This window comes from Lysobacter sp. ISL-50 (assembly GCF_018612875.1).
Classification (GTDB): domain Bacteria; phylum Pseudomonadota; class Gammaproteobacteria; order Xanthomonadales; family Xanthomonadaceae; genus Lysobacter.
In genome coordinates this window covers 1-10,570 of sequence record NZ_JAGGRI010000056.1, presented here as the reverse complement: position 1 = coordinate 10,570, position 10,570 = coordinate 1, and the positions used below count along the sequence as shown (strand labels likewise).

Below are 10,570 nucleotides of genomic sequence, written 5' to 3'. Positions count from 1 at the left end.
GATGCTTTTCGCTCAGATCGCTCGATTGTGGAAAGTCTGGCGACTTGATCGAAAAGCATCGGGGCTGAAGCCCCTCCTACAAAAGACTTCGTGTTTTCGCTGGCGCTGGGGCAAGCATTCGCCCCGCGATGGCTTCAGCGATCCTGAAACAAGGCATTGACCTGCGAATACGCCATCGCCTCGGCCGACAGCGGCTTGCAGTCGCCGTCGCGCAGGAAACCCGCGGCCAGGGCGGCCATGCGCGCATACATCGACTGGGCGATGTCCGAGCCGGCGCTGAGGCGGCGCACGCCCCAGCGTTGCAGTTCGTCGGCGCCAGGCAGCGCGCTGCGCGCGAGCAGGTTCAGAGGCAGGCCGGCTTCGGCGGCGATCGTGCGCACCGAGGCTTCATCGGTCAGCCCGGGCACGAACAGGCCGTCGGCGCCGGCGGCGCGATAGCGCGCGGCGCGGGCCAGGGTTTCCTCCACGCGCTGTTCCGGCGGCGCCAGGCCGCGCAGGTACACGTCGGTGCGCGCGTTGAGGTATAGCGCCACGCCCAGGCGCGCGCTGGCGCGCTTGATGTGTTCGATCTTCGCGCACAGCAGCTCCGGATCGGCGCCGCCGTCTTCCAGGTTGATGCCGACCGCGCCGACATCGACCAGCCCGGCCACGGTCTCGGCGACCGCGACCGGATCGTCGGAATAGCCGCCTTCGGCATCGACGGTCAGCGGCACCCGGATCGCACGCGCGATGTCGGCCACGGTCGCGACCAGGCGCCGCACCGGCAGCACGTCGCCGTCGGGATAGCCGTGCGACCAGGCGACCCCGGCGCTGGTGGTGGCGATGGCGGACGCGCCCAGGCTTTCGATCAGGCGCGCGCTGCCGGCGTCGGAGGCGTTGGCGAGCAGCAGCAGGCCGTTGTGGTGCAGGGCGTGGAATTGGGTGGCGAGGTCGGTTTGACGGTTCATGGCCGGTGGGCTCGATGCGATAAGGCGGGCAGGATGCCACGCCGGCGCGGCCGCGACTCGCCGTTTTCGGCACTCGACGTGCGCCCGGATTCGCGCCGGCCGCGGGCCCGCAGGGGTGGGCACGGTGCGCGGCCCGGATCGGCCGCGATGGCGTGCCGGTCCGGCGCCGCTGCCGCTAAAACGACAGTCAACGCCGGTTTCCGGCCATTCGTGCCTGCGATCCGGTCGCGGATGCCCAGCTGGGATACCATTGGCGCGCGCCTGTGGTAGCAACTCAGCCTAGCGATTGCCGAGTTGTGACGCAGTGCATCAGTTGCGATCGCTATCGTCGCCGATGCACGCTTTTTCGCCGGAACAAATCTGCCGTTTATGCGGACCCGGGGCGTCGCCGTTGAGTCAATAAATATCAATGCCTTGCGTGGCCCTATGCTGCCGCGTAGCCTCGCGAGCGTGGGCTGAACGTGTTTCTGGGGACGCTATGACCATCCGTGTATTCATCGTGGACGACCATGCGTTGGTGCGTACCGGCATGCGCATGATTCTGTCGGCGGAAACGGATATCGAAGTACTGGGCGATGTCGAGAGCGGCGAGGAAGCCTTGCCGCTGGTGCGCAAGCTCAAGCCCGATGTGGTGCTGTGCGACCTGCATCTGCCCGGCGTGAGTGGCCTGGAAGTGACCGAGCGCATCGTCAAGGGCGACCACGGTACGCGCGTGATCATCGTTTCGGTGCTCGAAGACGGGCCGATGCCCAAGCGCCTGCTCGAAGCCGGCGCGTCGGGCTATGTCGGCAAGGGCGGCGACGCCAGCGAACTGCTGCGGGCGATCCGCGACGTGGCGCGCGGCAAGCGCTATCTGGCCAGCAACATCGCGCAGAACCTGGCCCTGGCCAATCTCGACGGCGGCGCTTCGCCGTTCGACGAGTTGTCGCCGCGCGAGCTGGAAATCGCGTTGTTGCTGGTGCAGGGCTTCCGTCAGGAAGAAATCGCCAAGCGGTTGAGCCTCAGCGCGAAGACCGTCAACACGCACAAGACGCGTTTGTTCGAGAAGCTCACCATCACCGACAGCATCGCCCTGGCGCGACTGGCGGCGCAATACGGATTGGCCGATCCGGCGCATTCGCTTTGATCGAATAAGTCGCGGCCCGATCGCCGCCGAAAACATCGACCGCCGCGTTTCATGCGGACAAAGAAAAACCGGCCGCTCGCGCGACCGGTTTTTTTTATTGCCGGCGATCGGTCGCGCGAGGCGACCGACCGATGCCCGGGGATCAGGCGCGGCGTTCGTGCTGTCCGTCGTCCGGACCGCCGTCGTGCTCGCCGTCGCCGGCCTTGCCTTCCTCGTCCTGCGCCGCGTCGCTGGCGGCGTCGGCATTGACCGCGGCCGGATGGGGCAGGGTGTCGAACAGACCGCCGGTACGCGGCGTCAGCGGCGTGACCGGTTCGACGACCGAATCGGTCGGTTCGATCTGCGCCGTGGGCGTGCTGGCGAACGCCGCCGGAGCGGTTTCGACGGCAGCCGTTTCGACTGGCGCGGCCACGATCGGCGCGGCCGCCTGGACCGGCAGGCCGATCGCGGCTTCCACGGCCGGCGAGGCCGTGGCGACGTTCGCGGCGGAGGCTTCGGCCTCACCGGGGTTGTCGTCGCGCGGCGTCGCCGCCGGCTGAATCACCACCGGTTCGATCACCGCGGTTTCGACCACGGTGGGCGACTCGACCACGACCGGTTCGACCACCGTCGGCTCGATGCGCGCCGACGGCTCGACCTTCTCCGGCTGCGCCGGGGCCGATTCGCGCGGCTGCGCGGCGACTTCGCTGCTTACCGCGGCGATGGCCGGCTTGGCGTGCTCGACCGCTTCCGCGGCGGCCTGGGCCGGCGTCGTCGCCGGAACCTCGGCTTCGAACGACAAGGCGGGCTTGGCGAAGCTGCTGGCCGGGGCCGTGAACGAGGTGGCGACGGCGGCCGGGACCGGCGTCGCTACCGGCTCGACCTGAGCGGACGCAGCCGGAGCGGATTCGACCTGGGCGGATACGGCCGGAGCCGATTCCACCGCGGCCGGCTCGGCCGGGGCGCGCTCGCTCGAAGCTTGCTCGGCCGCGACCGGTTCGGCCGCGAACACGGCGCGTTCGGTCTTCACCGGCTTCGCCGCTTCGGCGTCGCCATGCGCGTTTTCGCCGAAATGCGCGAACGAGGGCTTGCCGTCGGCGGCGCTTTCGCGCGAGGGCACGAAGGTGCTGCTCGCGGCGGTCGCGACCACTGCGGCGGCCGTGGCCGCGGCAGTGTTCTGCGCGCGCGGCGCAGCGGCGCCGGAGTCGTCGTCGAAGTCGAACTCGGGCTGCGAGCGGTTTGCGGCGGCCGGAGCCGAGGCGGGCTCGGCGCCCAGGTCGTCTTCGTCGTCGAAGCCGTTTTCGTCCTGGCCCTGGCCTTCGCCTACGGCACCGGCTTCACCGTTGCCGCGACGACGACGACGGCCACCGCGACGGCCGCGACGGCGGCGACCGCCGCCTTCGCCCGTGCCATCGGCCTGTGCGGCATCGCCTTCGCGCGATTCGGCGGTGGCGGCGTTCGCGGTTTCGGCGACGGCGGCCTCGGTCTTGAGCGTGGTGTCGTCGCTTGCCGGCGGCGTCGCGAGCGGCGCGGCGCCGCCGATGACGGCGACCGCGGCGGGCACGGCGACGACAGCGGCGGCGGTTTCGGCCGCTGCATCCTGACGCGGCTGCTTGGGCTCGTTGCGCGGCGCGCGCGGCGCCTGGCCGGTGCCGGCATTGGCCTGCTGCGCGTTGCGTTCCTCGCCTTGCGGCTTGGGCTGCGGCGGAGCCGGGTTCTGCTGCGCGTTCTGCGGCTTGGGCTGCTGGGCCTGCTTGGGCTGCTGCGCTTGCGGCTGCTTCTGCTTGGGCTGCTGGGCCTGACCGTTCTGCGGGTTGGCCTGCACCTGCGCCTGCGGCTTGTCGCGGCGGGCCTGCGGCTCGCGGTCCTGGCGCGCTTCGTCGCGGCGTGCGCCGTCGCGTCCGCCCTTGCCGTTGCGCTCGTTGCGATCGTTGCCGCGGCGCTGGCCGTTGCCGCGATCGTTACGCTCGCCGCGGCCGTTGCGACCGTCCTGGGAACGGCCGCCGGCGGGTTCCGGCGTGGTCGCCACGGGCTGCGGCGTGCCGCGGAAGATCCGCAGGATGCGCTGGACCAGGCCGATCGAGTGGGTCGGCGCGGCGACCGGGGCCGGTGCCGGCACGGCGACAGGAGCCTCTGCCATGGACGCTTCGCGGGGTTCCCGGAGCGGCGCGGGCTGGGTGGGTTTCACCTTGGTGACCGCCGGCGCATCCGGAATGTTCAGATGGGCCTTGGTCAGCGCGTGCACCGGCAGCTTGCGCTGGGTGCCGCGCTGGTAGCTGGGCTTGGTGGTTTCTTCGCCGATTTCGTTCTCGCGCACCCGGGTGACTTCGTAGTGCGGGGTTTCCAGGTGTTCGTCGGCGACGATGACGATCGGCGAGTCGTGGCGCTGCTCGATCTCCATCAGCGCGCGGCGCTTTTCGTTGAGCAGGAAGTTGGCGATCTCGGTCGGCGCCTGCACCAGCACTTGTCCGGTGTTTTCCTTCATCGCGTGCTCTTCGGCCACGCGCAGGATCGACAACGACAGCGATTCGACGCTGCGCATGCGGCCGTGGCCGTCGCAACGCGGGCACACCAGCTGGCTGGATTCGCCCAGCGACGGGCGCAGGCGCTGGCGGCTGAGTTCGAGCAGGCCGAAGCGCGAGATGCGCCCGATCTGCACGCGCGCGCGGTCTTGCTTGAGCGCGTTCTGCAGCTTGTTCTCGACCTCGCGCTGATGGCGGTTGGACGACATGTCGATGAAGTCGATCACCACCAGGCCGCCCAGGTCGCGCAGGCGCATCTGGCGCGCGACTTCCTCGGCCGCTTCCAGGTTGGTGTTGAACGCGGTTTCTTCGATGTCGCCGCCCTTGGTGGCGCGCGCGGAGTTGACGTCGATCGCGGTCAGCGCTTCGGTCTGGTCGATCACCAGCGCGCCGCCGGAGGGCAGGCGCACGGTGCGCTCGTAGGCGTTCTCGATCTGCGATTCGATCTGGAAGCGGTTGAACAGCGGGGTTTCGTCTACGTACTTCTTGAGCTTGCGCAGGTTGTGCGGCATGACCTGCTCGACGAACTCGCGCGCCTCGGCGTACATCTCGTCGGTATCGACCAGGATCTCGCCGATGTCGGCGCGCATGTAATCGCGCAGGGCGCGGATGATCAGGCGCGACTCCTGGTACAGCAGGAACGGGGCCGGCTTCTTCAGGGCCTCGTCGGTAACGGCCTTCCAGATGCTCAGCAGGTAATCCAGGTCCCACTGCAGCTCTTCCGCGTCGCGGCCGACGCCGGCGGTGCGGATGATCACGCCCATGTCGTCGGGGATGGTGAGCTTGTCCATCGCCTCCTTGAGGGCGGCGCGGTCGTCGCCCTCGATCCGGCGCGAGACGCCGCCGGCGGTGGGCGAGTTGGGCATCAGCACCATGTAGCGGCCGGCCAGCGAGATGAAGCTGGTCAGGGCGGCGCCCTTGTTGCCGCGCTCTTCCTTATCGACCTGGACCACGATCTCCTGGCCCTCGCGCAACAGCTCGCGCAGGCCGGCCTTGTTGTGGTCGACGCCGGGCTGGAAATAGTCGCGGGAGATTTCCTTCAGCGGCAGGAAGCCGTGGCGTTCGGCGCCGTATTCGACGAAAGCGGCCTCAAGCGAGGGCTCCAGCCGGGTGATGCGGCCTTTGTAGATGTTGGACTTCTTTTGTTCCTTGGACGGCTGTTCGATGTCGATGTCGTACAGGTTCTGCCCGTCGACGATGGCGACCCGCAGTTCTTCCGCCTGCGTCGCGTTGATCAGCATGCGCTTCATTGTTGCGTTCCTCGCGCGCTCTACCGCGCGGAACGCCATGGCGTTTCGCAATCTGGGAACACAGGCGCCTCCGTCGCGATCGTCGGCCGCAACGAATGCGGGCCGCCCGCGCGCCGGCGAGGCCTCCACTTCCAGCGCTACATCACCACGGCACGCCGCGGGAGCGCTTCTTACCTATTAAAACTTTCGGGCCGGCGACGCGAACGTCGCACGGGGCGGGGCGGCGGTTTGGACCGGCTCAATCGAGCGTCAGGCCCTGGCGCCGCACAACTTTTGTTCATCGCGATGGTTTGACCCATCGGGCGAAGGCCGGTTCCGCCGGTCCGTCGCTGCTAACATGGCTACCCCGTGGGCAGTGGTTAGACGCGGACCGGAATCGCGAGAGGGGCTTTCGGCCCCGTACCGGGCCGCACGCTTGTCAGGCGTAATGGCTGGTACAACTCCCTGCGAAATCAAAACCTTATCTCGCGTCGCGAGTGTAACAGATAACGCTTCGGGATGACCCAGTCAGCAAACTCCGCTAATGCCGGTGCTCGTACCGTGCGCGTGCCCGATGACCGCGATGGACAGCGGCTCGATAACTTCCTGCTCGGCCAACTCAAAGGTGCGCCCAGGTCCTTGATCTACAAGCTGGTGCGTTCCGGCCAAGTGCGCGTGAACGGGGGCCGGGCCAAGGCCGAGCGCAAGCTCGAGGCTGGCGACGAGGTGCGCATACCGCCCGTCCGTCTCAGTGAGCCGGGCGACAAGGCGTTGCCGCCGAAAGGTTTCATGGACGCCCTGGACGCGGCGATCGTGTTCGAGGACGCGCGCCTGCTCGCCCTGAACAAGCCCTCCGGGGTCGCCAGCCACGGCGGCAGCGGGATCAGCTTCGGCGCGATCGAGACCCTGCGCGCGTCGCGGCCCGGCCACACCCTGGAACTGGTGCACCGGCTCGACCGCGACACTTCGGGGCTGCTGATCGTGGCCAAGAAGCGCTCGGCGCTGACCGAGATGCAGGCCTTGATGCGCGAGGACGGCGGCATCGCCAAGCGCTATCTGGCGCTGCTGACCGGGCGCATGCCCGACGGGGTCATGAGCGTGGACGCGCCGCTGCACATCGGCCTGCGCCAGGGCGGCGAGCGCCATGTCCAGGTCCATCGCGACGGCAAGCCTTCGCTGAGCCACTTCAAGGTGCTGGAGCGGCGCGGCGGGCAATCGTATTGCGAGGTGCGGATCGAAACCGGCCGCACGCATCAGATCCGCGTCCATGCGCAGCACATCGGCCATCCGGTCGCGGGCGACGACAAGTACGGCGAGGCCGAGGCCAACAAGCGCCTGCGCGATCAGGCCGGGCTGCGCCGCCTGTTTCTGCATGCATCGACGCTGGAGTTCGCGCTCGACGGCGGCCGCGAGCCGTATCTGCTCAATGCGCCGCTGGCGCCGGAGTTGATCGAAGTGCTCGATCGCCTGGGCTAAGCGGCCCGGCGGCGGGTCACTTCAGGATGTTCTGCCGGCGCTTGTGGGCGCGGCGCTCGTCGCCTTCGAACCAGCCCAGGTACGTGCCGTCGTCGTCGTAATCCACGATCCGGCCGTCCTTGACAATGATGCCGATCAGATTATTGGCGACGGTATCGAACTTGATCTGGGCGAAGCGCGCGGCGTGGCCGTCGCTGATCTGTATCTCGTTGAGCCGGGCCTTGCGCCAGGCGTCTTGCGGGCAGGCCACGCCGAACTCGCGCAGGTGCGCCTGCAGCGAGGTTTCGCCGGGTTCGATGTCGACTCCGTAATCGGCGACCTGGAAGGAAAACAGGCATTCCTCCCAGAGCAGCGATTCGATCGTCGCCAGCGCCGCCGGTTCCAGCCGCAGCACGTCCTCGACGGTGCGGGCCATGCCCTCGGTGACTACCGATTCCGCGCCGTCGGCGGGAAACAGGACGAAATCCACCGGCCGATCGAACATCGGCACATGCAATTCGAACTGCCCGAGGCCGATGTTGTCCCAGCGGACGAGCGCGGCCAGCCGTCGTTGATCCATGCCGGTGTCCTGCGCCCGCCGGCCGCTTACAGGCCGTTGGGCGCCTGTCCGCAATGCTCCGGACGCGACGGCGGCGCGTGGAAGGTCACCGGCACCTGGATGTCGGTGGCGACCGGCTTGCCGTTGCGCGTGGCCGCTTCGAAACGCCAGCTCTGCACGCCCTTGACCGCGGCATCGTCCAGCGCCTTGGTCTGGCTGCTGGTGAGCACGTTGACCCGGGTCGGCTTGCCTTCCGTGCCGACGGTCAGCTGCAGTACCACCTTGCCGCCGATCTGGTCGCAGCCGATTTCCGGCGGGTACTGCGGCGGCGGGGTGTCCACCGCGCGCAGCGGCGTGGACGGGATCACCGCTTCCTCGGGAGCGCGCTGACCGCAGCCGGCGATCAGCGCCGCGATCAGGCCGGCGGCCAGCGCCGGCGCCAGGCGCGGCGAAACGGAGTCGAACATGCGGCGAGGATTTGCGTTCATGGCGTGATCAACCTGTCAGAGCTTCGGCCTTGGCCGCGCAGATGAAGTCGTTTTCGCTCAGGCCGCCGACATCGTGAGTGGAATAGCGCACCACGCAGCGATCGTAGTGGACGCCGAGGTCGGGATGATGATCCTCGCGATGGGCCATGAAGGCCAGTGCATTCACGAACGCCATGGTCCGGTAGTAATTGTCGAAGCGGAAGGTCTTGGCGAGGGCGTGGCCGTCCTCGGCCAGCTCCCAGCCGGGCACTTCCGGCAGCAGCTCGCGCACGCGCGCTTCGCTCAGGCGGTGCTCGCTGCCGCGCAGGGGCGTGCAGTGGGCCTGGGACAGGGGGATGAGGTCGTTCATGCGGATGACTCCTGGCGGCCTGGCGCGGGCGCCGTGGCGTTGCGTTTGCGCCGGCGCGACACCATATGAACGGAATCGTATCGCCGACGGTCGTAGGATGCGTGCACGGCATCAGGCCGCACCGACCCCGCTAGAATAGCCCGATGATCAATATTTCCGAATCCGCCCAGACTCACTTCCGCAAGCTGATCGAGCGCGAGGCCCTGCCGGGCCTGGGCGTTCGCCTGTCGGCCGTTCACGCGGGCACGGCGCGCGCCGACGTGCGTCTGGAATTCGCCGAGCCGGCCGATCTGGCCGGCGACGAATGGGCGGTGGATTGCGACGGCTTCACCCTGTGGCTGCAGGCCGACAGCGTGAAGTACCTCGACGGCGCGCAGATCGATTACGAAAACAAGGCCACCGGCGGCCAGCTGCAGATCCGCGCGCCCAAGATCAAGGGCGAAGCGCCGGCCGAGTCGGCCTCGCTGGTCGAGCGCGTGCATTGGCTGGTCGAGCACGAGATCAATCCGCAACTGGCCGAGCATCGCGGCAACGTCTCGGTGCAGGAAGTCACCGCCGACGGCGTGGTGGTGCTGCGCTTCGGCGGCGGCTGCCACGGCTGCGGCATGGCCGATGTGACCCTCAAGCAGGGCATCGAGACCACGCTGATGAGCAAGGTACCCGGGGTGACCGCGGTGCGCGACGCGACCGATCACGACACCGGCCACGCGCCTTACATGCCGCGCGACACCGCGGCCTGACCCCGGCGCGGCGCAGCCTATGCCCACCGCCGCATCGATCATCGAAGCCCTGCAGCGCAAGCTGCGGCTTTCGCTTCGCCGCGAATCGCCCGCGCCCGGGCAGTTTCCGCCGGGCTGGCAGTCGTGGCTGGATTCGCTGCGCGGGCAGGCCGGCGAAGTCACCGGCGCGACCTGCGACGCGATGGTCGCCGCGCTGGCGCAGCGGCCCTTGGCGCAGCCGCCGCGACGGGTGGAGTCGCTCAATCGCTGGCAGGCCTTCGCGACCTTGTGGCGTCAGCAATGGCAGCCGCCGGCGCGCGAGGAGCGCGGCTTGCGCTGGATCGCGGGCGTGGTTTCGCTGCTGTGGCATCTGCTGTTCGGCGGATTGCTGGTGTGGCTGATGTATCTGCAGTATTTCGCCACCCAGCCGCCGCCGCGGGGCGAGACCGTCACCATGGTCGAATACATCGGCGAGGGCACGCCGAAGGAACCCGGCGGCGGCCAGCAACAGCCCAGCGATCAGCCGCGGACCGAACCGGCGCCGCAGCCGACGCCGCAGCCGCCGCAACAAACCGCGCAGGCCGCGGTGCCGCCGCCCCAGGTCGAGGTCAGCACGCCGCCTACGCCGGAACTGCAGGCGCAGTTGCCCGACGTGCCGCAGCGCGACGTGCCCGAGCCGCAGATTCCGCCACCCACCGTCGAACAGCCGGTGATGGTGAGCAAGGACGTGCCGGATTCCCCGCAGATCTTCGTGCTGCCGCCGACGCGCAAGCGCGTGGAGGAAACCCTGCGGGTGCCGCAGATCGAGTCCGCCGCCCAGCCGCTGCGCACGGTCGACGTCCCCGCGCCGGTGCAGCCGCCGACGCTCGAAGTGCAGCAGCGCGATATCGCATTGCCCACCGTCGCGGCCAAGCCGCGCGAGATCGCCATGCGCGAAGTGCCGGCGCCGCTGCCGCAACTGCAGGTGCGCGAGTTGCCGACGCGGCCGATCGAAACCCCGCAATTGCGCAGCGCCACGCCGCAGGTGCGCATCGCCGAGATTCCGACGCCTTCGGTTCCAGCGCCGGCCGCGACGTCGGCTCCCGCGCCGGCGGCCACGCCCGCGTCCGCGACCGCGCCGAGCGCAACGGCCACGGCTTCGACGCCGGCGCAGGCCCCATCTGCGGCCCCGGCCAGCACCGCCGCGCCCAGTCCCAG

General features: G+C 69.1%; 8 protein-coding genes and 1 pseudogene. 4 read left to right on the top strand and 5 right to left on the bottom strand.

Annotated features, from left to right (window positions below):
- Positions 1 to 134: 134 nt before the first annotated feature.
- Entirely contained in the window at positions 135 to 947 is an 813-nt protein-coding gene (locus tag J7J50_RS23185; RefSeq protein WP_215060179.1) for an isocitrate lyase/phosphoenolpyruvate mutase family protein, read from the bottom strand.
- A 478-nt stretch (positions 948 to 1,425) separates the two neighbouring features.
- Here J7J50_RS23185 and J7J50_RS23180 point away from each other — a divergent pair, with 478 nt between their 5' ends.
- The gene (locus tag J7J50_RS23180; RefSeq protein WP_057943263.1) at positions 1,426 to 2,073 is read left to right on the top strand and encodes a response regulator; all 648 of its coding nucleotides are present in this window, start codon (positions 1,426 to 1,428) and stop codon (positions 2,071 to 2,073) included.
- Positions 2,074 to 2,215: 142 nt separating this feature from the next.
- Here the strand turns inward: J7J50_RS23180 and J7J50_RS23175 are convergent, their stop codons facing one another.
- Positions 2,216 to 5,824, bottom strand: a complete 3,609-nt coding sequence (locus J7J50_RS23175; RefSeq protein WP_215060177.1) for an Rne/Rng family ribonuclease — start codon at positions 5,822 to 5,824, stop codon at positions 2,216 to 2,218.
- Positions 5,825 to 6,322: 498 nt separating this feature from the next.
- Between J7J50_RS23175 and J7J50_RS23170 the strand changes: the two genes are divergently transcribed.
- A complete protein-coding gene (locus tag J7J50_RS23170; protein ID WP_215060175.1) occupies positions 6,323 to 7,279 on the top strand; it encodes an RluA family pseudouridine synthase in 957 nt (318 codons plus the stop codon).
- Positions 7,280 to 7,295: 16 nt separating this feature from the next.
- Here the strand turns inward: J7J50_RS23170 and J7J50_RS23165 are convergent, their stop codons facing one another.
- From J7J50_RS23165 to J7J50_RS23155, 3 genes are read right to left on the bottom strand one after another with little or no spacing between them, the layout of a single operon-like run.
- Positions 7,296 to 7,838: a hypothetical protein gene (locus J7J50_RS23165; protein WP_215060173.1), complete on the bottom strand. Its 543-nt coding sequence runs from the start codon at positions 7,836 to 7,838 to the stop codon at positions 7,296 to 7,298.
- A gap of 26 nt (positions 7,839 to 7,864) precedes the next feature.
- Complete coding sequence (locus tag J7J50_RS23160; protein WP_251044342.1) at positions 7,865 to 8,305, bottom strand: energy transducer TonB; 441 nt, start codon at positions 8,303 to 8,305, stop codon at positions 7,865 to 7,867.
- A 7-nt stretch (positions 8,306 to 8,312) separates the two neighbouring features.
- A complete protein-coding gene (locus J7J50_RS23155) occupies positions 8,313 to 8,654 on the bottom strand; it encodes a 4a-hydroxytetrahydrobiopterin dehydratase (protein ID WP_215060170.1) in 342 nt (113 codons plus the stop codon).
- A 143-nt stretch (positions 8,655 to 8,797) separates the two neighbouring features.
- On the opposite strand from J7J50_RS23155, the gene J7J50_RS23150 reads away from it, so the two are divergent.
- Complete coding sequence (locus J7J50_RS23150) at positions 8,798 to 9,394, top strand: NifU family protein (protein WP_215060169.1); 597 nt, start codon at positions 8,798 to 8,800, stop codon at positions 9,392 to 9,394.
- Positions 9,395 to 9,413: 19 nt separating this feature from the next.
- Positions 9,414 to 10,570 (top strand): annotated as a pseudogene (locus tag J7J50_RS23145) (hypothetical protein); the annotation flags it as partial.

Coding starts and splice junctions, on each gene's coding strand:
- J7J50_RS23185 (WP_215060179.1), bottom strand. CDS start 947: ATGAACCGTCAAACCGACCTCGCCACCCAATTCCACGCCCTGCACCAC.
- J7J50_RS23175 (WP_215060177.1), bottom strand. CDS start 5,824: ATGAAGCGCATGCTGATCAACGCGACGCAGGCGGAAGAACTGCGGGTC.
- J7J50_RS23180 (WP_057943263.1), top strand. CDS start 1,426: ATGACCATCCGTGTATTCATCGTGGACGACCATGCGTTGGTGCGTACC.
- J7J50_RS23165 (WP_215060173.1), bottom strand. CDS start 7,838: ATGGATCAACGACGGCTGGCCGCGCTCGTCCGCTGGGACAACATCGGC.
- J7J50_RS23155 (WP_215060170.1), bottom strand. CDS start 8,654: ATGAACGACCTCATCCCCCTGTCCCAGGCCCACTGCACGCCCCTGCGC.
- J7J50_RS23150 (WP_215060169.1), top strand. CDS start 8,798: ATGATCAATATTTCCGAATCCGCCCAGACTCACTTCCGCAAGCTGATC.
- J7J50_RS23160 (WP_251044342.1), bottom strand. CDS start 8,305: ATGAACGCAAATCCTCGCCGCATGTTCGACTCCGTTTCGCCGCGCCTG.
- J7J50_RS23170 (WP_215060175.1), top strand. CDS start 6,323: ATGACCCAGTCAGCAAACTCCGCTAATGCCGGTGCTCGTACCGTGCGC.